The following is a 26,121-nucleotide window of genomic DNA, read 5'->3' on the forward strand; positions in this document are numbered from 1 at the left end:
AGCAGAAGAGTCTTTCTGTATGTCGCCCCAACCCTCTCCCCCATGCCCTTACCCTTTTTCCCATGAACAAACTCATTCGAAATATTGTCGGCTTTTCGCTCAAGAATCGCTTCTTCGTCTTTTTCATGACGGGTGCTCTTGTGCTTGCCGGTATTTACAGCTATTTGAATACGCCACTGGAGGCTTTCCCGGACGTAACGAATACGCAGATTATTGTGGTAACGCAATGGAACGGACGTTCGGCCGAAGAGGTGGAACGGTTCGTTACGGTGCCGATTGAAGTAGCGATGAATTCGGTACAACGCAAGAGTAACGTCCGTTCCACAACCATGTTCGGCCTGTCGGTGATGAAGATCATTTTTGATGATGACGTCGATGATTTCTTTGCCCGACAACAGGTCAATAACCTCCTTCGAAACGTATCACTGCCCGATGGTGTCGAACCGGAAATTCAGCCGCCTTATGGCCCAACCGGTGAAATTTTTCGCTATACGCTCGAAAGCGCCCAACGCGACAGCCGCGAACTGCTCACGCTTCAGAATTGGGTCATTGACAGACAACTACGTGCCGTGCCGGGCGTGGCCGACATCGTAGCCTTTGGCGGACGCGATAAGATTTACGAGCTACGGGTTAATCCAACCCAACTGACCAAATACGACATTACCCCGCTGGAAGTGTATCAGGCCGTTACACGTAGCAATATCAACGTAGGTGGCGATGTGATTGAACGGAACGGACAAGCTTACGTAGTACGTGGCCTTGGCTTACTCACGTCGATTCAGGATATCGAAAACATCCTGATCGAGGAAGCGGGTGGCAATCCGGTGCTGGTAAAGAACGTAGCGGAAGTGGCTGAATCGAACCTGCCGCGCGTGGGCCAGGTTGGTCTCGATAAAAACGACGACGTAGTAGAAGGCATCATTGTGATGCGGAAAGGTGAAAATCCGAGCGAAATTCTGGCGAGGGTAAAAGACAAAATCGAGGAATTAAACACCCGTGTACTGCCGTCGGACGTGAAGATGGTTACGTTCTACGACCGCGACAACCTGATTGAGTTCTGTACCAAAACCGTATTGCACAACCTTACCGAAGGTATCGTGCTGGTAACGGTGATCGTGTTTCTGTTCATGGCCGACTGGCGTACTACGGTCATTGTCTCGATTATTATTCCGTTGGCCCTGCTCTTTGCGTTCATGTGTCTCAAACTTCGGGGCATGTCGGCTAACCTACTGTCGATGGGCGCGGTCGATTTCGGGATTATCATCGATGGCGCGGTCGTCATGGTCGAGGGGATATTTGTTACGTTAGATCATCTGGCCCACAAAAACGGCATGGCGAAATTCAACCGCATGTCGAAACTAGGCCTGATTCGCAAAACGGGTGGCGATCTGGGGAAAGCCGTTTTCTTCTCCAAACTCATCATTATCACGGCATTACTCCCTATTTTCTCGTTCCAGAAAGTAGAAGGTAAAATGTTCTCGCCCTTAGCCTGGACCCTCGGTTTTGCGCTGCTGGGCGCGCTGTTGTTCACGCTGACGCTGGTGCCGGTTCTTTGCTCTATACTGCTAAAGAAAAACGTACGGGAGAAAAATAACCCACTCGTCAATTTCTTCGACCGAATTGTAATGGCTGGCTTTGGCTGGTGCTTTCGGCATCGGCGAATCAGTCTGGTTGCGTCGATCTGCTTCATGGGTGCTACGTTCTTTTCTGCCAGTTTGCTGGGAACAGAGTTTTTGCCCCAATTGAACGAAGGCGCTCTGTGGGTTACGGCTGAACTGCCAATGAGTATGTCGCTGCCTGAAAGTGTCGATATGGCCAAAACGATTCGGGAAGATTTAAAGAAGTTTCCCGAAGTGAAGCAGGTGCTTTCGCAGGTTGGCCGCTCGAACGATGGTACCGACCCTAACGGTTTCTATTTCTGTCAGTTTCAGGTCGATTTAAAGCCTAAAGACGAATGGTCCGAACGTCGGCCCGGACGCAAGATGAGCGTTGAAGAATTGACCGACGAAATGGACGCCAAACTGAAAAACTACGCGGGGGTTCTCTACAACTATTCGCAACCCATTATCGACAACGTAGCAGAAGCCGTAGCCGGATACAAAGCCAGCAATGGTATCAAGATTTTTGGGCCGGACGTGTATGAGCTGGAAAAATACGCCCGTCAGGCAATGGAAGCCGTCAAGAACGTAGAAGGCATCAAAGACTTAGGCATCATACGTAACGTAGGACAACCCGAAGTAAGCGTACTTTTTCACGACCACAAAATGGCGCTCTACGGCGTATCGACTGCTGATGCACAGGCCGTAATCGAAATGGCGATTGGTGGTAAAACCGCGTCGATTCTGTACGAAGGCGAACGTAAATTCGACATTCGGGTACGTTTTCAGCCAGAGTATCGCAAGAGCGAAGAAGATATTATGCGGCTGATGGTGCCAACGATGAGTGGCGGCAAAATTCCACTGAAAGAAATTGCGACCATCAAGCAGGTAACTGGCCCAGCGTTCATTTATCGTGATCTGAACAAACGTTTTATCGGCGTAAAATTCTCGGTACGCGGTCGCGATTTGGGAAGCACCATTGCCGAAGCGCAACGGCGTGTTCGCGAAAAACTCACACCCGAAAAGAGCTATTCGGTTGAATGGGTTGGTGAATTCGAGAATCAGGTTCGTGCCACTGAGCGGCTTGGGCAAGTTGTTCCGATTAGTATTGCGGCCATTTTCGTGATTCTGTTCATTACGTTCGGTAACGCGAAAGATGCGGGACTGGTACTATTGAACGTACCGTTTGCCCTCATTGGCGGGATTCTCGCACTCCACGTAACGGGTATGAATTTCGGTATTTCGGCAGGGGTTGGCTTTATCGCTCTGTTTGGTATATGTGTGCAGAATGGGGTTATCCTCATCACCGTATTCAATAGTAATCGACAGCAAAAAATGCCGCTCGATGAAGCCATTCGTGATGGGGTTAAATCACGGATTCGTCCGGTAGTCATGACGGCATTAATGGCAGCTATCGGTCTGCTTCCAGCCGCTGTATCGACCGGTATTGGCTCCGAAACTCAGAAACCACTGGCCATTGTTGTAATCGGTGGCTTAATCACCGCAACAATTCTGACCTTGCTGGTTTTCCCAATTATTTACCGAATGTTTTATCGCCGGGACACAACCCACAAACCAAAGCTGGTAACGGTTCCCATCGAAGCTCATTAATAAAAGCACCCTACTTCTTTATGTTGTAGGGTGCTTGAAAATATTCTGTTAATCGTTTCCAATCGATTGCTTTCGTTACAAAAAGTCATGCACAAGTCCCCAAGCTAGGAAGATGATTATAGAGCCCCAGAATCGTTTCGTAAAATAGCCTGTAAGAACCAAAGGGTATAAGATAACCCACATCAAACACAAACTAATAGACAATCTGTAATTGTTCACTTCTGGCGATACAATACGCCCCAAACATGCAAATACCTCATTATTGAATGCACCAATGAACAGAATCAGTCCAAAGCATACAATAGCACTGATAAGTTTTGGGGCTGCATTCATAGCTTTAAATATCCTTCAAAAATTGATAATATAACTCCTGATTTTCAACGCTTTTTTGGGTCAGACATAATTTTAGGCAAGCATAGATAAGTGGCTGTTTCATCGCATAAAAAAGTAAAGGGCGACCACTTACCCAGCACCAAGAAAAAGTTTGTATTCACATCATAAAGGGTATATTATTAGTTAAGGAAATACTAGAATGCGGAGAGGTTTGACACAGTTTAGCGAGCCCCTATGAAAGCTACTTCAGGCATTGCGATGTTGGTTGGTTAGGCTTTGACAACGAATCGACTTTTAACATACTATCGGATGATTTATAAGCCTGCTCTAAAACTGTCCTAGTCACCTTCTCCCAAGTACAATCTGGGCCGCTATTTATATCGACCTCTATCATTAATTTTTCTTCACTCTCACTGTACCAGATAGCGTTTTCACGATGCTCTGTCGGCAATGCCTTTTCATTTGCGTATTTTAATTTATAATAACCACTGGGCAGCGAACCGTAATTTTTAAGTATATCACCTATCGCATATTTCTGTGTTTTAGCCCGACTGTTAAAGGTACCTAGATCATGCCTTACAACCAAAAACAACTCCTAATAATAGGACACAAATACTTCTGTAGGTCTTCATACGCTTCAGGGTAAAGTAAGCTATCAGTACTATAGCACCGATAGCTTACAGATTTGTTATTTGATTCTAATTAACATCCACCAGGAATTGGTCTTATATAATAAAGGGCATCGCCCATACTACCTGTTGCTGCACCATATAAGGACTCCCAACCAAAATTGACGGAAGATACACTTGTGCATTACAAATATTATAGTTACGATTCGGGTATGGTAGTTTTCAATGCTTTTACAGTCAGACAAAGTTTTTCTGCAATCTCAAGATTTGTCAAATCGGTAGCTATGCATAGCAAGATTTTCCACTCACAGCGAGTCAATTCAGAAAGTTTCTGATTCAGACAAAGTATATCAGAGGTTACACCAGTTAGACTTGAAGACCGATGAGTTAGTTGCATAGTTGGTTTTACTATGTAACCCTTTTAGAATATTAGACACCACATCACAATTGCCCATATAAACAATAATAGTATACTTAATTGTTTGAAAATAGTAGAAACCTGAATAGAATTACCAAACAGGCTACTCTTACACAATCTTTTTAGTTGATTTACAGTGATTCAAGCTTCGTCTTACCTTTGCAGCATGGCTTTTATCCAGACCGATACATTTACACTACGTGGCTACGAATGCGATGCTTTTGGGCGAATGAGTGTTATAGCCCTGATGAACCTGATGCAGGAATCAGCCAACCGCAATGCCATCGATTACGGCATTGGTATTAACGATCTGGCACAACAAGGATTTGGCTGGATGTTGATGCGATTTCGCCTTCGGATGCACCAGTATCCGCGATACGGCCAAACCATTAGGCTCACTACCTATCCGACCACGGTTGAGAAATATTTTATCTATCGCGATTTTCAGGTACTGGCCGAAGATGGTACGTTGCTGGCCGATGCTACCAGTACGTGGCTCGTCTTTGGTCTGGAAAAACGGGCTATGGTTCTGCTTCCCGATTTCATCCGCCGGCTCTCGCCACCAACGGGTCTGGAACCACTGCCGCGACTTGCGTTAAAACCTGATTTTCAGTCAACACCCTTTTTACCAGACGACGAGAAACTGGTGGAAGTCGGCTGGCTGAGTATTGACCAGAACCAACATGTAAACAACGTAGCGTATGTTGGCTGGTTGCTCGAATCGGTGAGTGATACGTTGCTACAAATGTGGGAATTAGCTGAAATTGATTTAGTTTACCGTACCGAATGCCACTGGCACGATCAGCTCAGTATTCAAACGGCAGCCGAAACGCAGGAAACGAGGCTGCATCGAATTGTGCAGCGAGAGTCGGGCAAAGAAGTATTGCTGGCACAAAGCCGGTGGCGAACAGGTGAGTAAATTATTTGTTTCAGTTTTCATCATAGAACGTGAAATCTGAACATGAGCAGGCTTAACGGCATGGAAAAAAACGAAATATCCACAGGAGTCAGGACCGACAAGGCAAAGTTTATTGCTTTGAGCGAGTTTATTATCGATAAGATCAAAAGGGGAGAACTACAACCCGGTGATCAGATTCCATCGGAAAACGAACTGATCAAAACCTACTCAATCAGCAACACTACTGCCCGAAAAACGCTCCTCGAAATTGAATCGAAAGGGTGGGCGCGACGGATTAAAGGCAAAGGCACTTACGTACTGAATCGTACGGAAGACCATCACCTGTTACGTACGCTCGGCTCTATTTACGCCACCCGACGCGGGTTTCACGACAGTCTGATTGCTGAAGGCTTCACGCCCAAAAATATCGTACTTGAAAAAACCGTTTTGCCCGATGGTATTTCGTCGGAGATTAACGGCCGCCATTTTATTATTGCTGGGCCTGTACTCAAACTGCATCAGCTACGTTATGCCGACGAGCTTTTGATTAAAGATGAAGTCAAATACATCTCGTTGACGCTTTGCCCAAAGATTAACCGAGTCCCTACCGAGATTTCGTATTTCAAGGTGTATGAAGATACGTACCAGTTGAAAATTACGGAAGTGCAACAAACGCTGGGGGTAAAAATTCTAGAGCCAAACACTACCAATTTTGAGCTAAGCAAGCCAACACCCGTTTTTGTGCTTGATAGTGCCGTAGTCTGTACCGGCGACAACGTAGTAGAAATCGAGCAATCGTACTATCACGGCGACAAGTACAAATTCGCTGTCATCGCCAATCCTGAACACGCCCCTAAATTGTCAAACTCACTAAAATCATAGAATTTACAACGTATTTATTACAACGTATTTATTTCGTATAAAATTGGGCTGAAAATTATATTTTTTTAGTAAGAGAAAATTGATTAAACACTGTAAAAAAAGAGTATACAGAGCGATATTATATTTTTAAATACTGACAGAAAAAATTCATCTATTATACAGGAAATTTCATACTATTTTTATAGTTTATAATGCATTAAACAGGTTGAAAAAGAATAACAATCTCAAAAAATATACACAATAAAAAACTGGTTCTTTTCAACTGAGAAGAACCAGTACCTAGCTCACCTTAAGGAAGACAAGCTAACCAAATCGGTTGCAAATTAAGAATTTAATCCCATTTTAATAAATTTTCAATTGATAATATCTTAAATAAATAGTATCAATATTTTATTTAAATCATTGATACATTATTGAGCTACTTATTTCGCGTATTCAACAGATAATCAACAGAATACAGTAAGTGCATTTTCCAGAAATAGCATTCTCACCCACTTATTAGTTTACATTTTCTAATCAATAAAAAAGTAGGCTTCTATAATTAAAGTAGCCTACTTTTTTATTGATTAGAAAAGCGTTTGTTCTAGAACAAATATCTTACACCTACTAACATACTCCACGTAGTAGAAGTAGTAGTAATATCGCGGAACATATTTCCAGTTGGCAGTACGGTTTCACCGCCAATTTGTACTGGAGTCATATTGAACGTCGGAACACCGGTTGAGCTAACACTCGTACGACGTAGTGGCAGGTTAGAACTAGCGATTAATTCCTTACGGATACCCCAGTTTGAATTCAGAAGATTTCCTGCATTGATTACATCAATACTCAATTGCAGTGTGTTTCTGCTGGAACCAATGTTCGTGAATATATCCTGAATAAATTTGAAGTCGAAACGGTTCAACCAAGGCATCAGGCCACCATTACGCGGAACGTACTGACCTCTTTGGCCATTCAGGTATTCATTGTTAGTGATGTAACGTTCAAATGCCTGAGTCTGCTGTTCAGCGGAGAACGTTTTTCCACCACTCGTAAACGATGCAAAATTCAATTCAGAAGCACTACGTGGTACGTACAACATGTCTGCACCGATTGCATCACCATTCAGGTCACCATTGTACGTATACGAGAAGCGCGATTGGCTAGCACCATTATAGAACAGACTGAACGTAGAAGCCAGGTGATTGGCATACTCAACGCGATAAGACAGCGTGCCTACCAGACGGCTAGGCAGGGCACCTTCAGAACTGTATAGTTGCAGATCGTTCGGGTTGTTGATATTTGGCGTAGCACCCCAGGCCGAGCTTGCATTAGAACCCAGATTGTCGGTCGTTGTTTTTGCCGTCGTGTGTGAGTAGAACAACGAACCATAGAATCCGCGACGTGCCTGCATGGTCAACCCGATGGTTGCGTTCAGCGAGTAACCTTTGGTTGTGTTCGTCAATACAGACACCGAGTTAGCACCCACACGATTGTTATATTGGTACGATGCCGTGTTGGGGTAGAATTCACGATTATCACCGCTGTAATTCATGCGTTGAGTCGCCTGCTTTCTGTTGGCACCGAATTGGTAAACTGCTTGAATATCTTTCGTATACAGGAAGTCTCCACTTAATGCAAATGGCGTTCCCGGAATCTTATAATCTACACCGAAACTTGTACGCCATATCTGAGGCATTTTGAAGTTTTCATCGACCAGCGCAAGCGTGCTCGGAACACCGGCACGGGCATTCTTGATAAATACATTCTGTGCACTAGTAGGCGTGTTGTTTAGCCAGTGGTATTTGTCAGGATTAAAACGGATGTCGCCAATCCATGGAGCAGAAGCCGCGTAACTTCCTGGTTCCACTACATTCTGAATTACACCAAGGTTAGACGGCATATTGGTCAGCCATACAAAGGGAACACGACCCGCAAAAATTCCCGTTCCCCCACGTACGATCAGCGACTTGTCGCCTTTTACATCCCATCTAAAGCCGACACGTGGTGAAAGCATCACACGCGTTTTTGGCCATGAGCCAGAGTCATACGTACGTGGCTGACCATTTACACCCAGTAATCTCAACGTATCAACAACCGAGTTACGAGTCAGATCACTCAGGAACATCGGCATTTCCGCACGGATACCGGCTGTCACCGTCAATCGGTCGTTAACATCAAATTTGTCCTGAATATAGATCGACGGTAAAGCATAGCGGATCGGAGCATAGGGGTCCTGCCCTTCGTATGGATACGTTAATGCGAACTGGAGCGGTGCTCGTTCGGCTGGCGTACCTGTTGCCAGAAAGGCTTCAACAGATGCGTAGCGGTAGTAAGACGTACCGTTACGTAGGTAGCGGTTTCCGAATTTCTGGGTTTCAAAGCTGACACCGCCCGTAAACGTGTGCTTGCCCGTAATGTAAGTCAGGTTATTGGTAAAAACGTAGTTGTCGTTTAATACGTCGTTTCCGTACGTAAATAATTCATAACCAGCACTAATGTAGTTCTGATACGTAGTGGTGCCCGGTTTGGCAAGGCTATCTCCAGCAAATCCAATATCGATCATCGGGAACTCCGAGCTGGGAGAGCTACGTGTTGCCTGAATGCGGCTGTACGTAGCAAGAAGCTGGTTCGACAGTTTTGGCGTGATCTCGCTGTTTAATTCGGCGGTGATCGAGCGAACTATATTTTTGGTATTGTACATCGTGTTCGCGAACGACATCGAAAGCGCGCTCACACGTCCTGTCTGAACCGGTGTACGTGGATAAGCGCCTGAGTTTGCATTTACCAACGAAGGCGAAGAACTTTCCACCTGATTATACCGTACGGCCAGCTTGTGTTTAGAACTGATGTTCCAGTCGATTCGGGCGAGTATAGACGTCGTTTTTTCGCTGTTATCATTTGCATAATTCTCATAAGCGCCCGGATCGTATCCCCATCTGTTGATCAGGTGGTTTTGAACGGCCTCAAGATCCGACCGCCGAACCCGCGTAATGTTTTGCCCTGGATTCGCAACGCCATCTGTAGAAGCCCTCCAAAGGTTAACCGCACCCACGCCTGAACCTGTTTTCTTGATCTGTTCAGCATTCACAAAGAAGAACAGCTTATTTTTCACCAAAGGCCCTCCAAGGCGCAAACCCAGCGTCTGATTCGTAGAAGCTGGATTCTCAATTCGTTCGCCGTTCACTTTCGAACCCTGTAAATTCTGGTTGCTGAAAAATCCATAGGCAGAGCCGGTAAATTTATTTGTACCTGAGCGTGTTACGGCATTAATCCCAGCACCCGAAAATCCACTTTGTCTTACGTCGAAAGGTGCTACGTTTACCTGAATTTCTTCGATAGCATCGAGCGAAAGACCGCCACCACCTGGCAATGGATTATCATTTAAACCGAAACCATTATTGAAGTTTGCACCATCAACCTGAAAGTTGTTATAACGACCATCCCGACCTGCAAAACTAGTTCCGTTTGCCTGAGGGGTCATCCGGGTGAAGTCGGTGATACTACGTGTAACCGTGGGCAATGTACGTAGCATTTCGCTGTTTACAGACGTAGCGGCTCCCGTTTTCTGTCCGTTGAATACCTGACCAGCTCCTGACGTAACGACAACCTCTTCTAGCTGGTTGGCACCGTCGCTCATCACAAGATTTACATTCGTTGGAACGCCTAATTGTGCAAATACATTGGACGTGCTCTTGTCAGAAAACCCGACAAACGTAACGGTCACTTTATAAGGGCCGCCCACACGTACTGAAGGAAAGCTATACCGTCCGGCCTCTGTGGTTACCGTTCCGTATTTCGTTCCTGAAGGTTCATGGATGGCTACCACCGTTGCACCCGGAAGCACTTCTCCTTTCGTGTCTGTGATGACACCATTAATTGCTGATGTTGTTACTTGAGCGTAGGCTTGTTTCCCCATAAAGGAAATCGAAAAGCCCACTAGCAGTGTAACTAGTGTTCTGAAAAGTAAACTTTTCCGATTCATAATTTTGGCAATTAGGTCAATAATACTTGATGAACACCGCATCACGATGTCTGTAATTAACCGCAAATTAATCTCTTTTTAATGAGAGAGTCAAAATGTAATTTCTACAAAAAACAATATTTAACCTGCACAAACAGACTATATATATTAAAAAAATCCATATCTATAAAAACAACAAACTATCTAAGATTAAAAAATCATAAAAATATAAGGCTGGTTTTGAATGTACTTATGGCCGTTTTATCCTTTATTTTCAATCGATTGCAAGTGATATATTCGTAGACTTTAGAATGTAAAATCCTATATATGTTAATAAATTGTTAATTTTTGAGATTTATAAAAAATCGTGGTCAATTTCCACAATTACGCTGTACATCATGAAGTTAAAGAGGGCAACGATAAGCTATCCTGAACAGGAAGTCAAATAGGAAGAATTTATTGCTAACGACAGTTAGAGCAGTAGAAGTAAGTGCGTCTAATTCGCTGAAGTTGTAACATTGCCTGTATTTAATCGATCAAGCTTTTAACCTGTCTCGAACTTCCATCAATGCAAAACCGAGCAGGTTCAACCCGTTCCAAAGCTTAGGATTTTCGGCTCTATCATTATCGGCCGCCAGACCGATTCCCCAGATTCTGTCTACGGGACTAGCTTCAACCAAGATCCGATCTTTTGTGTTGAGCATAAACTCTTGTAAATCGTTATGCTGACTAAATTTCTGTAGACTTCCTTCAACTACGATCTCATATCGTTTTTCTTCCAGAGCGCTTCATCAAAATTAGCAACCTGACGCCCGAGTGCTTTAGCTTCGGCGGGGGATTTAGTGACAATTATTTTGTTGTACGTTTCCTGATCACCAAACAACAACGCTTTTTGCGCCATCATCCAATGCTCGGCGGTATTATATGTTACGTTATCAACTATAAAGGCTGATGGCCACCACTGGCTAAAACAAGCCCCTGTTAGCTCTCCGCCCTTGCTTTTCTGATGCCCCCAGAAGAAAAGATATTTTACCTTTTTACCCTTTTCAAATCGTTCTATTAGCCAGTCTAAATCGTATTGTATCTGCATTATGTTTATGTCCGGTTTCTCAACGAGAAACACTACTCACCTTCAAAACTAGCACCTTATCGCCAGCACTGGTCGATTTTGCGACGATACGTCCTCCCTTTTTATCAAGCGTGGCCGTCGTTGTCTGGTTGGTAACCGGATCGTACCATTGACCGGTGTAGTCGCGCTGAAACGGATTGTTGATCGAAATGGAAGTCTGATCGGGTACATAGGCCAAGATACTACGCTGATCGTCAGACTGAACCACCGATACGTAGCGTTCGGGCGATGTTTGTCCCGGTTGCTCGGCCAATAACTTGGGAGCCGGTTTCAACTGCCACCAGTTATGCTGCGCCATAAAATTCGACAAGTAGCCAACTTGCTTGCTACCGTCCAGTTTCAGGCATTCATCCCAGGTTGGCAGGCCGTCTGATTTCCCGTGATTCAATACGTTTTCGCCCGAGCGCAGCCACGGCCAGATTCCACCTGCGCCATACGTAATGCCCGAAACCGGCGTTGAAAACAAACTCCAGTAACTCGCCTGCCGAACGTCTTTGTCTTTCAGATTTTGATTGATACGTTCGTAAACAGGTTCCATATTGATCAGTACTTTAGGCGGCAACTTTTGCCATTCCTTTGCCACGGGTCCGTCCGTCATCCAGCGAATCGTTGACTCCGAACTATTGTGCCCGGTTTGGTAACCCACAATATCGAGCCAGTCTTCCTGTGCGTACTCTTTTCCAATCCACGAACGTCCCTGCGAATGCAGCGAAACTACGCCCGGATGCTCTTTTCCGAACACCGCCCGACCAATGTTTTTCCAGCGCTGTTCGTACTCCTGAACGTACTTGCCATCGCCCCCCAGAATCCAGATTACGTGATTGCCGCCGTATCGGGCGACCATATAGTTCGCCAGTAAAATCGCTTCGTTATCAGGCAGGTAATAGCCGGGACTCAACTCACGCCCCTCCGCTACCGGAAGTGCCCACAACAAAACCGGAGCCGCCACCAAACCCTGCTGATTGATCGCATCAATTTTTTTGTCGAGATGCTGAAAGTATTTCGGGTTGATACTAATATGTCCCGATCCTTCGAACGCAACCTGGCCTTCGCTGTTTTTATCGCAACCGCGCCATTGCGTAGCGGCAAACTGAATCACGGAATAATGATTTTTTTCGCGATCCTGAAGGTAGGCGCTCCACTCGGCATCGGTCGATTTAAGCGTACCGTTCCAGGCCGTACAGGCGGCAAAGAAAAAAGGCGTGCCGTCGCTGTGGGTCAGATGATACGTTCCTTTTGGGTGAATAATGCTTCCTTTGGAATAAATCGCCAGCTTCGATTTTTTATCTACACATTCAAACTGCCCTGCTACGTTGTGCAAACCCGTATTCAACGTATCAGAACAACGCGAACGATACGTCCACGCACCAACTTCATCAGGGGCAAATCGAACTTTCCACAACGTACCACCATCCCAGAAACCGCTAACCGTTTTCTTTCGCCCCGATGGCGACACGAACTGTACGTCAAATTTCGCTACGTTGTAAATCGGATTTGCATAGGTTTTGGTGCTTTCAAAGGCTTTTTCGTACTTCATCCACAAGCCCGTTTGTGCAAATCCGGCGAAGCTAATAAGTACGGTAAATGAAGTCAGTAACGTAGCAAGAGGTAAAATTCGAGGCATCTTCATTCTTTTTTTACCTAACCGCTTAAGCACCAAAATCTACTTGTTCGCCAGCCACTTTATTAGCTCATTGACGATAACCTCATGCCCGATTTTGTTGGGGTGATTCACGTGCGACATATAGTTTTTCAGCTCCCCCCGTTTGGCAATAGCCTTAAACTGCACATAAGGATCAGCCAGCCCTGTATGGTATTTTTCGGCCAGTTGATGAATCATCTGTACGTAGGGTTCCAGCGGATTTTTCGCATCCAGAATATCCAGTCGCTGATCGGGCGAAGGCGTTAGCAGAATCGTTTTTATTCCCTTAGCCTGCGCCGATTGAATCATTTTCTCCCAGGCTTCCCGGACTTTATTAATGTCTAAAAAACGGTCGTTCAAAGCATAATCAATGAACAATACGTCGGGTTTATGAACCAATACGTCCGACTCAAAACGCGTCTGCCCTTTTATCGAATTTTCACCACCTATGGCCGTAACTATGGCGTTGACAACCGCATATGGATAGTGTGTTTTCACCTTGGCTAAAGTCAGTATTGGGTAGGATTCCATTGTATGCACTTCGTGGTCGTGCCAGAAACCCGCCGGAACGGAATGCCCATGAAACACCAGATTGATCGTCCGGTTTTTAGGCCATACTACGGTCAGTTCTTTCCTAACATCAGCCAGATACGTAGCAGAATCGGCGATTTGGGCGTTGCTGATGAATGGTAAAAGACAAAAGATCAGGATAATTTTAGCCATAGCTGATAGAACACGGATTATTATGATTTTTTACGGTTAAATATGTAGTCTAAAACAATTAATATGACTACTAATTTTCAGGATTCTGAACTTACGCAATTGATTTTGAAAGCTTTCTATAAAGTTTATAATACTTTAGGTTATGGCTTCCTTGAAAAGGTTTATGAAAATGCTATGCGTATTGAGCTACAAAAAATGGGCTTATACTGTGTTGCTCAAAAGCCTATTGCTGTTTTTTATGAGCATCAAAAAATTGGCATTTATTACGCCGATTTACTAATTAATGATTGTGTTATCGTTGAGCTAAAGGCAGCAGATGGTATAGCGCCTGAACACGAAGCCCAATTAACAAATTACCTAAAAGCCACTGACATTGAGGTAGGCTTGTTACTCAACTTTGGCCGGGTTCCCCAATTAAAACGTAAAGTCTTTACGAACGATCGAAAAAATCATAATCAATCATAAAAATCCGTGTTCATTTAGTTTTTATAACCCCAACTTTCACCGGCCCCAGCAAACCCGATTCAATCAGCGGCACTTGCTTCCAGGGCGTTCCTTTATAGCCGATAGCAATGTTGCTGTTCGTAAATTTTTCGCCTGTAATGGCATCGCCCGTCAATCGGTTCGACCACGTATTGGACACCTCTACTTTCAGTTGATTATCACCTTTTCGCACTACGTCCGTAATATCAAACCGATACGGTTCAGCCCACGTAATACCGAGATGTTTTCCGTTCAACCACACATCAGCAATTTCCGACAGTTTGCCAAGATCCAGATAAACCCGGTCATTCCGATTGTTGACCAACGTAGTGAACGAGAACGTTTTCTGATACGTACCAGTCCCCGAAAAATACTTGATACCCAATTGTTCCGACTCAGTCCATGAAATCAGTTTCGGCAACATAACAGACGCTGGCGCTCCCCAATTTGCCGGAAATTTTAGTTGCCACGAACCCGTTACGAGCTGCTCTACAATGTCGGTTTTTATGCGTTCCGGCGATTTGGTCTTACCCACCAATTCAACGGTACCTGCTTTAAGAAGCCGTACACCATCGGCGGTATAGTCGAACAAAGGCGGTTCTTCCGTCCGCATGGCTGTGAAATGGGGCTTGCCGGTTCCTTTTCGGAAAACGACAAAATACGAACCGTAGGGAGGCAACGTAATCGGCAATCGCAGTTGCTGGCCTTTCTGCTCATACACCGAAATAGGCGTAATAGCACCTGTTATCGGATTCCACAATTCCGGCAGTTTACCCGTTTGTCTGAACGAACTATATGTCGATATCCATTGATCGGTCGTGTTACGTATCAGATAAAAATCCATGTCCTGCTGGCGATAATGTACGTAATCCAGCATCAACTGTGTAGCGCCCGAAAAGCTAAAATCCGGCCCTACTGATTGCTGTTGAAGAAGTGCCAGCGGAGACGATTCGGAGAACGTAGCACCGCTAATGACACCGCCTTGTTTTGCCAGTTGACGAAGTTTTGCAAGCACTACGTCCGGCAGTTTATCCGTTTTACTAAGCGCCAATACCTTGAACCTGGCCCCATTCGACAGCGCCCATTGCCCGTCTTTTACCGTCAGGTCATTCAGCAGAATATCGGTATTGATGATCTCGTAATCATAGCCCGGCCCCACCGTGAAGCGCGTGTTTTTGGGCGCGACAAAATTCGGAACCTGATCGCCATAATAATACACCACATCGGCCACAAAATCCGTGTTTTGCAATACGTGCGATACGCGGCCCAGATAATCCGTAAACGGTTTTACTTTCGGCCACCACGTTTGCTTATCGTTGAAATGCGTACCGGCGGTGTAGACGATTCCCGGAAAACCCGTACCCATTGGATTATGACTAAATCCGTGAATAACCACCCGATTCATTCCCTCGCAAAACGCTCGGTCGGCAATGGGCTTCAGATCGAACGGGCCTTCCTGCCAGTGGTGAAAACTCGTAAACGATTCTTCCTCAACCATCCGGCGTTTGTAGATATGGGCCGCAGCAGCAATTTCCTTCACGAGCCACATAATGTCCACGCTATCGGGAGCCATGTACTGATAACGACTCCAGAATTCGCCACGTGGTACATCAAGCGCGCCTAATGCTTTCAGCGTTTCAACCGGAACGTTGTGGAGCGGAGGCCCCGGACCGCCCGCTTCCGATGCAATCTGTAAGCCATTCTCGTGACATATTTCGCCCGCCTTTCGGTAATGGTTCTGAATCATCAAATCAGACAATGTCCGGTTGAAATCCTGCTGAAAATCAGCCGACAGATTTGATTTCAACAACGTTTTATCGAACAAAGCCGGAAGAAATTTATCGATGGAATAACCATGGATTTTCTGAAACATGGCGGGTAAGGTTGGTGTCCAGACAAACCCGGTTGCTTCATAACTCGCCAGATACAACGTTTTTAGCGTTGTTTTCGAGAAATCACCAAAGCGCGGCTTCAGCTTATTAATGAAATACTGGAAATGCGCCCGCGTAGCCGACGAATCGAAGTGATCTATGATGGGCCCTTTCGAATTCTCGCTGGGTAATTTTAGTTGCTCGCCGGAGTTGGAGCAGACGTAGCGATAGACCTCCCATTTGCCAGCCGGTACGTTCCAGTTCAGCGTTTCGTTGCCCGTATCGAACTGCCGCGACAGTGAAATGATTTGAGCCGTATCGAGCGTTGTCGTTTTATCACGAACAGGTAAAGCGACAACGGCGATCTCCTGATGATAAACCGGTCGACCGTCGGTACCGATTTCAATAACACGGGGTTTGCCACGTTCGTCGAGTTTCGAAATTTCTGGAAAGGCCAATTTAATAGCTTGCTGACTTCCGCCATCGACCACCGTTTTGGAGAAATAAATCGACTTGGCTGCATGTTGTGGCTTAATCCAGCTTCCACCCGCATTCCAGCTACTGGCCAGATTCAGCCCCACTTCCAGATTCAAGCGTGTTGCTTCCCGAATGGCGATTTCGATGGCGTTCAGCGATTCATCGCTCATAAACGGCGGACCGGCTTTCACCATTCCCTTCGGATTATTGGCCCCCGGTACACCAATTTCGAAAATATCGACACCACCAATTCCGGCGGTTTTCATGGCGTTCAGCTCCTCCTTCAGCCGCACCGTATCAACATTGCCGTTGAGCCACCACCAATACGTCTTGGGCCGCGCCTGCTGCGGAGGATTTTTGAATCCCTGCTGGAGTTGCTGATACGTAACGTTCTGTGCCGTTCCCGACAAAGCCAGTACGTTCAAAAAGGCAAAAAAAGCGATTATCGTCTTCATGTGCTTTATCCGGATTAACGCGCTACGGTTACAGTTTGAATAGTCACTGGCCCCAATAATCCTGATTCGATTAAAGGTAGTTTCCCCCACGGAACCAGATTTTTGTTGGCTTTGGTAATGTTGGTTTTAGTGAATTTCTCACCCGTGATAGCATCCCCCGTCAGCCGATTCGACCACGTATTCGCTACGTCCACTTTCAGTACGTTGCTCCCTGATTTCACGACGTCCGTAATATCTACTCGATACGGGGGCGTCCAGACAATGCCCAGCGACTTGCCGTTCAGCCATACTTCGCCAAGCTTCGACACCCGACCTAAATCCAGATATAGACGACCATTTTTAGCCGATGTGGGCTTGTAATCGAACGTCTTCTGATACGTAGCAATACCTGAGAAATACTTGATTCCCAGCTGCTCCGATTCAGTCCACGACATCAGTTCGGGTAACGTAGCGGCTTCGGGAGCACCCCACCCTTTGGGAAAACGAAGCTGCCAAGAACCAGCCAACGTTTGTATTGTTTTGCTTTGGTCCGCACTCGCCAATCCGTCACTACCGATGGGTTGAGAAGGCGTGCCTGTTTCTTTACCGAACACCACAAAATAAGCCCCATTGGGCGGCAACGTAACGGGCAAACTGGTACGTCCATTCGCCAACGACGACGTTGCAACCGACACGACGTTACCCGAAACCGGATTCCAGATTTCAGGTTTCTTGCCAGACTGCCGGAAGGTGCAAACTTTCGTAATCCACTGATTGGTTGTGTTACGGACCAGGTAAAAATCCAGGCCATCGCGTTGATAATGAATATAATCGATGGGCGTATGGCGCTGGTCGGCTTTCTGATCCTGGTAGCTGAAATCCGGCACTACGTTCATGGCTTTCAACGCATCAACAGGTTTGGCGGATGATTCTACCAAACGAGCACCTTTCCTGGCTAACTGATCCAGTTTGCTACGTACTTCAGCCGGAATTCGACCTTCGGTGCCGATGTTGAGCACGCTATATGTACCAACGCCCGGCAACACCCATTTACCATTCTCGACCGTCAGATCACGTAGCAAGACTTCAGTGTTCACCACCTCATAATCATAGCCCGGACCGACGGCGAAGCGCGTATTTTTTGGGGGAACCAAGTTCGGTACGTTGTCGCCGTAGTAATGCAATACGTCGGCCACAAACTGAGTCTTTTGCAGGATGAAGGAGATGCGGCCGAGGTAGTCGTTGAAGGGTTTGCTTTTGGGCCACCAGCCGTTGCGGTCGTTGTAGTGAGTCCCGGCGAAATACGCAATTCCCGGATGGCCCATACCAGAGGGATTGTGGGTAAATCCGTGAATCACCAGCCGGTTCATCCCTTCGCAGAACGATCTGTCGGCCAGTGATTTGAGATCCCCCGGCCCTTCCTGCCAATCCCAGTAACTGGTAAACGATTCTTCCTCCACAATGCCGCGTTTATAAATGTGCGAGGCAGCCGCAATCTCCTTCACCAGATAAATCATATCGACCAGACTGTCTTTATCGTTTTCCATGAAAAACGTCCGGTTGTACCAGAATTCGCCACGCGGTACGTCGATGGCCCCCAGCGCTTTCAGACTCTCGACCGGAATATGGTGCAAGTGCCCCGGCCCGCCCGATTCCGAAATAATTTGCAGCCCATGCTGATTACAAATCTCCTTCGACTTGCGGTAGTGGTTGTTAATCATCAGCTCAGAAAACGTTTTATCGAAGTCGAACTGAAAGCGTTTGACCAGTTCCGGCTGATACCAGTTTTTATTAAAAACGGCGGGCAGAAACTTGTACAGATCGTAACCGTGTAGCTTTTTGAACGTAGCGGGTAAGGTTGGCGTCCACGTAAACTCTTTGGCTTCGTAGCTGGCCAGATACAGATTTTTTAACGGACTTTTCTTAAAATCGCCAAGGAGCGGCTTCAGCTTGTCGATGAAATACATGACGTGCATCCGTGTGGCCGACGAATCAAAATGGTCGATGATCGGGCCGACTGAATGTGGCGTTGGCCGTATCAACTGCTCCCCCGAATTTGAACAGATGTAGCGGTAAACATCCCAGTCACCCGCCGGAGCTTTCCAGTTCAGTTGCTCGGTTTTCGGGTCGAAAAACTTCGATACGTTAATGATTTTGGCGGTGTCTAACTGCGTTTGCTGGCCAGCCGGAAGCGCGATAACGGCAATCTCTTCGTGATAGGCTGGTTTTCCATCCGGGCCGTAGGTAATCGGGCGTTTGTTGCCTTGTTTGTCGGGCGTAATGGTCGGGAAGGCTAGTTTTACCGGCTGTGCACCAGCGCCCTGAATCGTTGTTTTCGAAAAATAAATGGTTTTGGCGGCATGTTTGGGCGTCACCCACGTACCGCCCGCGTTCCAGCTACTCGCCAGATTCAGGCCCACTTCCAACCCTAGTTTACCAGCTTCTTTAATGGCCATGTGAATCGTTTTGACCGACGCATCACTCATGAATGCTGGCCCAGCCGGAATTACCTGATTAAGGTCGCTGGCGGGTGGTAACCCGATCTCGAAAATATCGACGCCACCCAAGCCTGCTTTCTTGATGGCCTGCAATTCTTCCTTCAGCCGAAGCGTGTCGACGTAGCCGTTTAGCCACCACCAGTACACCTTTGGCCGGGCGTGCGTCGGCGGATTTTTGAAGCCTTGTTTTAACGTAGCGTAATTGACCGGATCGGCTGGCGGAACGGATGAAACCATAGCAATCACCAGTCCCAGCCCTAATAGCGAGGAAATGAGTTTCATAGTAGAGAAAGGTTTTATAGGTTTACCAGAACACTACCAGATCGCCCGTTGCGTTTTCGACAACGTAGTGATTACCGAACTTTTTATCGCCGGATTTAAACGCAACCTGCGGCTTTTTACCCCACGGATAGCCCGTGTTCGCATATACATTCAGCCCTTTTTCGGTAATGCCTTCATCGGGATAAATACGTACCGTCGCGTTTTTCAGGCCCGTCAGTTTTACACACCGGTTCATGTGCTGTACACCCGAGGTCATTTCCTGACACGAGATCATTCCCTCCTTCTGATCGACGAAGAATCGGCTTTCCCGGTGCCATGCTTTGGGTAGGTTATAGACCGAATATCCATCGGCCAGCTCGGTTTCGTAACCCGTCAGGATGGGAGCGCCCTGCGGCATTTTGAAGCGATGCGTAATGGTTGTATTTGGGCAATATCCGGAGAAGAAAAAGCCGTTACTACCCCGTGAAATGGTCAGTACAGGATTTTTCACCGACGGATTACGTTTGTCGATTCGATAATCCAACCCGAACTCTTTCAATACGTAGCGCATCAGCAATGGCCCGGTAAACAGTTCGTCGGGATTATCGGGCGTGAGGAGTTTACCGCCTGTAAATTTGCTTGAATTAGTACCGCGCACATAGGCCACTTTACCGCCTTTCCACTCCGGTTTGCTACGTGTCCATACTACGTCGCGGCTGTTGCTTCCCTGCGCCATCGTTGCCAGTACGTTGGTCGATTTGTCGGCTTTATCTTTTACCGACGTAGCAACGCCACCACCCGAAAACAAGGCCCGATGCGTGATTTTGTCGGGATAGGCTTTCGTCAATTTATCGACCGTAATCCTTGAATTTACCTGAAAGTCACCTTCGATGGATTGCCCGTTCTGGAGATTGAGCAGATTTAGAAACGCGGGGCCTGCGTGATCGGCAGGACCGTAAACAAGTAGTTTACCGCCATTCTGCACAAAATCAATCAGTGATTTTTCGAGCGAAGAACCCGCATCAGGTACAATACTCACAAGCGTCGATTCATTGAAAAACGCTGGTTTCGACGTAACAACTTTCTGAAACGAGTTGGTCGAAATAATCGTGTTAAGGGGGAAACCGTTGTTGATGGCCTGCCGAATGAGCCAGTCACCGTAGTAGATTTCGGGCAGACGTTTTCCATCTTTGTAAGCCCATGTATGATACTCTTCGAACGGATACACCCAAACCAGCGGACCCGGCGCCGTCGGCGAATCGTAGCGGGCTTTCAAAATGTGGGGTGTCACCTCGTCGGGAACCTGCGCGGGCATTTCGCCATACGTATTGTCGGCGGTCAGGAAATTCAGGTGCGTCGGCAATTTGATTTCGCCTTTGGCGTTGATACGTGCCACGGCCATTGGCAGGTAAATATCGTGCGGCTCCTGCCCGTAACGGTCTAGCCAGGGGCTGTTTACCCACCACGGATCATGCGTGTAATACCGGAACAGATACCGCTCGTCGGGCAATTCAGCCATCCGCGACATATAACCCACCATTTCCAACCCAAAATCACCATCGAGCGCGGCCCAGGGGGAGTTTGGCGGGGGCAGCATGTTGTATTTACCGCCGTAAATCTGCTTTAAATCAACGCCATCACGGGCTAAATCGGCTCCGGTCGATAGGTTTGTACCGCGTGTCTGAATCTGAAAATCAGGACATTCTTTCCGAAACAGATTCCAGAAACCGGCGATCAGTTCACGCGTATTCGCCAGTTTTTCGGCGGCAAACTCTTTCCCGTTAAAAATCGCTCCGGTCGACGACCAGCCTTCTACCCCAAAACCAAATCCGTTGCTGAGCCAGATAAAATCGTAGCCCATGTCGGTCAGAAAATGCTGGCTCTGCCGCCCCAGAAACGTACCGAAGGGCGTGTTGGCCGGAATACCTTTCGGAAATCCGGCATAGGGTTGACTATCAGCGTTCAACGTAGCGTAACAACTCACCATCGACTTGTGCCCCATTGCGTTACCGCCCAGAATTTCGGTGTGCTTTTTGTATTTAAAATCCGACTTGGCAAACTCCGGCCCCGGATCGAACGTAGCACCGATACGTACCGGTTTTCCGGTTATGCGTTGCCCGGCTTCTTTCAGCGATTGAACAATAAATTTCAGATCGCCATACGTGTACGAAGGCGGATTATCCATGTACACCAGCGCGCGTTGGTGCAGCGACAGATCGTCCGGGCCTGAGCCCACTTCGTGGTTGGTGTTCGGGTTGCCCATGTACTTCGCCCATTCGAGCGGCTGGTTCATCTTACCTGTATAATCCAGAATCTCCGAACCGTCCGACGTCCACATCATGACCGACACCGTATCGCTATGACGTAGCATCGACGCCCATTGCGTGAACAATTCCGTGGCTACCTGCTGAATGTAGGCTTTGTCGTTCTTCTTGAACGGCTTGAGCGAAAGTTCGAGCGTTACGTTGTTAAAGTTTTTACCACGTAACGTCGAGTTGTCGAGGTTGGGCGTATCGATACTGGTCGTAAAGCCGAAGATGGCAATACTCAGAGCACTTACAAAACCGATGAGTTGTGTACGCATAGCTGTTGTTTAGTTTAAACACCATAGCCAGCTTTCTCGTGATGTGATGTCGGGTTCTCAAACCCGACACATTTTGGAGGATGCTACGTGTCGGGTTTGAGAACCCGACATCACATCACGAGAAAGTTCAGACAAAAAGCGTCCCAGCCTGCCGAAAACCGGAGCTTTCGGCAGGTAACATTTAAGATCAAAATTCTAGTTAAGATGAGCGGTTCTTAGCGTCCCATAGTGAGTCGAATTTGGGCGGGCGACTGCTGTGCATCCTGAAGCTGAATAGCCAGTTGCCCGTCTTTGAACTGCGTTCTGTCGATAGCCAGCGTGATAGTCTGCATACCCTGTGGCAGGTCGGCTATTACGCCTTTCTCGGTTATTTTCAGCGGTTTCTGTCCCGCCCAGGCCATTACGCCAGCGGTTGAATTAAAACCTAGATCGACGTTTCCTTTGCTAACTACTTCCATGTCGAACCGAACAAAGCTGTAGCGTTTTCCCGGACTTACTTCCACAATCGGAAGCTCATCGACGGGCAATCCACCCGACACGTTGCTGTAAATCGGCATGGCTGGTAGTTTGCCATTGTCTTTCGCTACGTAGCCCGCATCCTGCGCCACTTTTTTGGCCAGTTCCTTACTATCTGAAATCGTGTTCCAACGCCGGACAAACCGGGTTGTCGGTATACGAAACTTTCCTGATTCACCAATTTTCGACAGGAAGCCGATCAGATTGACAAACTCCTGCCGATCAAGACCAGCCGTGAGACCGGGAGGCATGAGCGAACCGGGCGTTTTTTCGACGGTTGTAATCTGGCTTTTCGGAATGGCGATTTCCGCGCCCGATACGTCGCGTACTACCAATTCCGACGTACCATTACTGACCAGATACGCCATCATTTCGGTGCCGTCTTTCTTCACGATACGTTGCAATTCGTAGCCTTCCTTGATCGAAACGGTTGGGTAAAGCACCGACCGAATAATGGTTTCGATGGGCGAACTGGTGCCCAGACTGCTCAAATCCGGCCCGATACGTCCACCCGCTCCGCCCAACGCATGGCAGGTCTGGCAAATCAATTCCTGCTTCCGAAATACCTTTTCGCCCAGCATCGGATCGGCTGATTGCCGAACCTGTGTAGCCAGCGACGTAATTTCGTTATCGTTCAGTTGCTGCGGCATTCGCTCCATTGGCAACGTACCGCCTGAGTTTTCGAGTGCTTTTTGCAACGCCATCGTCTCATCCGTTTTCTGCCGATTCCAAGGCATTCCCCGCACCATCAGTTGTCGACCGGTTTTGGCAAACGACTCTGAAATCTTTTTGGCGGCTATCGCATCGGCAAGTGCCTGTGTACCATTTTTCGACGCAAAAAACGCCTGAAATAGCTCAGTAGCATCGGTTTCGGCAGGCAGGGTACGTAGCAAATCCGAGCCGATACGTGCCGCTTCCGAAGCGTCCGTCGATACCAGTTGGGCCGTAGCCAGCATCCGTAAGTCGGCTGGGTTTTTCGGGCCACTCATATCAGCAAGAAGCTTGCGGGTTTTGTCGGTACCAATGGTTGCCAGTGCACCTAACGCTGCTTTTTTGACGGGCTTTTCACCTTGACGAATCAACGTAACAAGTCGGTCGCTCAGCTCTTCCATCCGCCACAAACCCACTAACCGAATGGCGTTGGTTGCCACTTCCTGATCGCTGCTACTCAGAAAATTAGCAATCCGGGCTAAGTCATTCGATGGTTTCAGTTTACGTTGACGGGCAGCATCAGCCAACGCACTCAACCGGGCGGCCGTTTGCTTATCCTGCGCGTTTTGAACGGTCATGTCAAATACCGTATTCAGATCTGTCACTTTTCCCCATTTCGCAATCGACGCCAATACGTCTTTCTGGTATTCTTCGGGCACCTGACCTTTCTGATAAAGCTGCGTTAGCTGGGCAATGGCTTCGGCACTGCTCACCGATTTCAGCGCGAAAACGGTCTTTTTACCATCACCCAAAAAGTTCGGTTCGCTTTTCAGCTTGCTGGCCCATTTCGGCTCCAGTTCACGAACGGTTTCCCAGAGCGCAAAGTCCAGAAATTCATCCATCGGCTGATCGAGGGCGGTCAAAGCTGCACGAGCCGCTTCTGGCGAATTAATTTTGCGTAACGCTACTACTGCTTCGAGCCGAACCCGTGGGTGCGGGTCCTGCACCGCTTTCGAAATCAACGTCGATTCGTCTTTGAGTTTGCCATGCCATAATTGAAAAGCACGTAACGCAGCAGCCCGCGCATTGTGATCTTTAGCGTTGAGCAGCGAACGTAGCACCGACTCATTGACGGCGTTAAGCGTTTGATACGTCCAAAGCCCTTCGAGCAATAAGTGTTCATAATCGGCCGCGTTTTTATCCAGATCGCTCACCCATTTATCCAGCGCCGGAATAACCTCCTGCCAGGGCCGACGTTTCAGCGTTTGTTTGGCCTGCAAGCGCGTCCAGTCTTCGGGCTGACGTAGTGCGTCGAGCAGTTCGGTAACGGATGCGTTGGCGAGGTTTGGCTTCTTCACCAGCGGGCGATTTTTCGCCACAATCCGCCAGATACGTCCGTGCTGCTGGTCGCGACGCGGGTCGTGGAAATCGACTTCGCCGTGCTGAATAATGGGGTTGTACCAGTCTGCTACGTAGATAGCCCCATCGGGACCCATCGAAATATCGACCGGGCGAAACGCTACGTGGTTCGTCCAGAGCAGATCGTCCTGCTGTTTCGAGACAAAGCCACTCCCCTGTTCTTCGAGTTTGAAACTGTTGATCCGGTTGGCCCGGAAATCGTTGGTAATCAGGCGTTCCTGCCACGCATCCGGCATGTGTTTTCCGGTGATAATATCCAGTCCGCTGTGTTTTGGCTGACCGGGATTCAGACCGCGAAGAATTCGCTCAGCATTGGGTGCCGTTACGAACGTAGCACCGGGAAAAGCGTAGTTAATACCCTCACCACCAGCACCATCGGTCAGGAATGAGCTTCCCCAGCGCGAAAACTGCAACCCCCACGGATTGATCAGCCCTTTGGCATACACATCGAGTTCAAGATCGTTAGGACGCAACTGCCAGACACCACCGCCTTCGAGCCGCTTGATCCCCGACGGCGTTTCGACGTGGCTATAAATGTAGATCGACTGATTGAAATACAGGCTTCCTTCTGGCCCCCACCGGAACGTGTGAATCAGGTGGTGTGTGTCGGCTGTACCGAAACCGCTCAGAATTCGGCGTTTTTTATCGGCTTTTCCGTCACCATCCGTATCGGCAAAGTGTAGAATTTCGGTCGAGTTTGCTACGTATACACCGCCATCGCCGGGCAGAATTCCCGTGGGCGTGAGCAGGCCTTCGGCAAAAATGGTCGACTTATCTGCCTTGCCATCGCCGTCGGTATCTTCCAGTACGAAAATCTTGTCGTTTGCCTGCTCGCCCGTTTTGAGGTGCGGATACGCCGTACTGCTCACCACCCACAAACGTCCTTCGGCATCCCAGTTCATTTGAATGGGTTTCGCAACCAACGGTTCGGCGGCAAACAACGTGACTTCAAAACCGTCGGCAACCTTAAACGATTCGAGTTCTTTCTGAACATCCGGGTCGGGTACGTCGGCATTTTTATCCTGATTCACCAGCGCCGTTGTAAGTACTAAGGCCGGAATAATCAGACTTTTACGTAGGATTGATAAGGGTCGTATGAAACGGGTACGTAGCATGATGGC

11 protein-coding genes and 1 pseudogene are annotated in these 26,121 nt (G+C 47.6%); 4 read left to right on the forward strand and 8 right to left on the reverse strand.

Translation table 11 applies throughout. The features are described 5' to 3' along the window. Positions 1-62 precede the first annotated feature (62 nt). The 3 genes from ACYVD4_RS15420 (at position 63) to ACYVD4_RS15430 (ending at position 6,369) form a co-directional block, all read left to right on the forward strand. Positions 63-3,209, forward strand: coding sequence for an efflux RND transporter permease subunit (locus ACYVD4_RS15420; RefSeq protein ID WP_460947160.1), 3,147 nt, complete (start codon positions 63-65; stop codon positions 3,207-3,209). Positions 3,210-4,755: 1,546 nt separating this feature from the next. After that, on the forward strand, positions 4,756-5,508 hold the full coding sequence (locus ACYVD4_RS15425; RefSeq protein WP_460947161.1) for an acyl-[acyl-carrier-protein] thioesterase: 753 nt from the start codon (positions 4,756-4,758) through the stop codon (positions 5,506-5,508). A gap of 60 nt (positions 5,509-5,568) precedes the next feature. Then, complete coding sequence (locus ACYVD4_RS15430) at positions 5,569-6,369, forward strand: GntR family transcriptional regulator (protein WP_460947163.1); 801 nt, start codon at positions 5,569-5,571, stop codon at positions 6,367-6,369. Between the two features lie 583 nt (positions 6,370-6,952). On the opposite strand, the gene ACYVD4_RS15435 is transcribed toward ACYVD4_RS15430, so the two are convergent. The 4 genes and pseudogenes from ACYVD4_RS15435 to ACYVD4_RS15450 form a co-directional block, all read right to left on the reverse strand. Then, positions 6,953-10,333: a TonB-dependent receptor gene (locus ACYVD4_RS15435; protein WP_460947165.1), complete on the reverse strand. Its 3,381-nt coding sequence runs from the start codon at positions 10,331-10,333 to the stop codon at positions 6,953-6,955. A 515-nt stretch (positions 10,334-10,848) separates the two neighbouring features. Beyond that, positions 10,849-11,402: pseudogene (locus ACYVD4_RS15440) on the reverse strand (NADAR family protein). A 19-nt stretch (positions 11,403-11,421) separates the two neighbouring features. Continuing rightward, positions 11,422-13,065 carry an apiosidase-like domain-containing protein gene (locus ACYVD4_RS15445; RefSeq protein ID WP_460947167.1) on the reverse strand — a complete coding sequence of 548 codons (1,644 nt, stop codon included), beginning with the start codon at positions 13,063-13,065 and terminating at the stop codon, positions 11,422-11,424. A gap of 39 nt (positions 13,066-13,104) precedes the next feature. Further along, positions 13,105-13,806 (reverse strand): SGNH/GDSL hydrolase family protein, encoded by a 702-nt coding sequence (locus ACYVD4_RS15450; RefSeq protein WP_460947169.1) that lies wholly within the window; start codon positions 13,804-13,806, stop codon positions 13,105-13,107. A gap of 63 nt (positions 13,807-13,869) precedes the next feature. Between ACYVD4_RS15450 and ACYVD4_RS15455 the strand changes: the two genes are divergently transcribed. After that, positions 13,870-14,271, forward strand: a complete 402-nt coding sequence (locus tag ACYVD4_RS15455; RefSeq protein ID WP_460947171.1) for a GxxExxY protein — start codon at positions 13,870-13,872, stop codon at positions 14,269-14,271. 10 nt (positions 14,272-14,281) lie between these two features. Here the strand turns inward: ACYVD4_RS15455 and ACYVD4_RS15460 are convergent, their stop codons facing one another. The 4 genes from ACYVD4_RS15460 to ACYVD4_RS15475 all read right to left on the reverse strand — a co-directional run bounded on the left by ACYVD4_RS15460 (position 14,282) and on the right by ACYVD4_RS15475 (position 26,115). Next, positions 14,282-17,092 (reverse strand): glycosyl hydrolase, encoded by a 2,811-nt coding sequence (locus ACYVD4_RS15460; protein WP_460947173.1) that lies wholly within the window; start codon positions 17,090-17,092, stop codon positions 14,282-14,284. A gap of 14 nt (positions 17,093-17,106) precedes the next feature. Next, positions 17,107-19,851, reverse strand: coding sequence for a glycosyl hydrolase (locus ACYVD4_RS15465; RefSeq protein WP_460947175.1), 2,745 nt, complete (start codon positions 19,849-19,851; stop codon positions 17,107-17,109). A gap of 22 nt (positions 19,852-19,873) precedes the next feature. Further along, positions 19,874-22,414, reverse strand: a complete 2,541-nt coding sequence (locus tag ACYVD4_RS15470; protein ID WP_460947177.1) for a hypothetical protein — start codon at positions 22,412-22,414, stop codon at positions 19,874-19,876. 215 nt (positions 22,415-22,629) lie between these two features. Further along, positions 22,630-26,115, reverse strand: coding sequence for a PVC-type heme-binding CxxCH protein (locus ACYVD4_RS15475; protein WP_460947179.1), 3,486 nt, complete (start codon positions 26,113-26,115; stop codon positions 22,630-22,632). Between the last annotated feature and the right edge of the window lie 6 nt (positions 26,116-26,121).

Source organism: Spirosoma daeguense, from assembly GCF_054776875.1.

Bases quoted from the DNA above. Each gene is read 5' to 3' on its own strand.
- ACYVD4_RS15475 (WP_460947179.1), bottom strand. From the start codon at position 26,115: ATGCTACGTACCCGTTTCATACGACCCTTATCAATCCTACGTAAAAGT.
- ACYVD4_RS15470 (WP_460947177.1), bottom strand. From the start codon at position 22,414: ATGCGTACACAACTCATCGGTTTTGTAAGTGCTCTGAGTATTGCCATC.
- ACYVD4_RS15450 (WP_460947169.1), bottom strand. From the start codon at position 13,806: ATGGCTAAAATTATCCTGATCTTTTGTCTTTTACCATTCATCAGCAAC.
- ACYVD4_RS15425 (WP_460947161.1), top strand. From the start codon at position 4,756: ATGGCTTTTATCCAGACCGATACATTTACACTACGTGGCTACGAATGC.
- ACYVD4_RS15435 (WP_460947165.1), bottom strand. From the start codon at position 10,333: ATGAATCGGAAAAGTTTACTTTTCAGAACACTAGTTACACTGCTAGTG.
- ACYVD4_RS15460 (WP_460947173.1), bottom strand. From the start codon at position 17,092: ATGAAGACGATAATCGCTTTTTTTGCCTTTTTGAACGTACTGGCTTTG.
- ACYVD4_RS15420 (WP_460947160.1), top strand. From the start codon at position 63: ATGAACAAACTCATTCGAAATATTGTCGGCTTTTCGCTCAAGAATCGC.
- ACYVD4_RS15455 (WP_460947171.1), top strand. From the start codon at position 13,870: ATGACTACTAATTTTCAGGATTCTGAACTTACGCAATTGATTTTGAAA.
- ACYVD4_RS15465 (WP_460947175.1), bottom strand. From the start codon at position 19,851: ATGAAACTCATTTCCTCGCTATTAGGGCTGGGACTGGTGATTGCTATG.
- ACYVD4_RS15430 (WP_460947163.1), top strand. From the start codon at position 5,569: ATGGAAAAAAACGAAATATCCACAGGAGTCAGGACCGACAAGGCAAAG.
- ACYVD4_RS15445 (WP_460947167.1), bottom strand. From the start codon at position 13,065: ATGCCTCGAATTTTACCTCTTGCTACGTTACTGACTTCATTTACCGTA.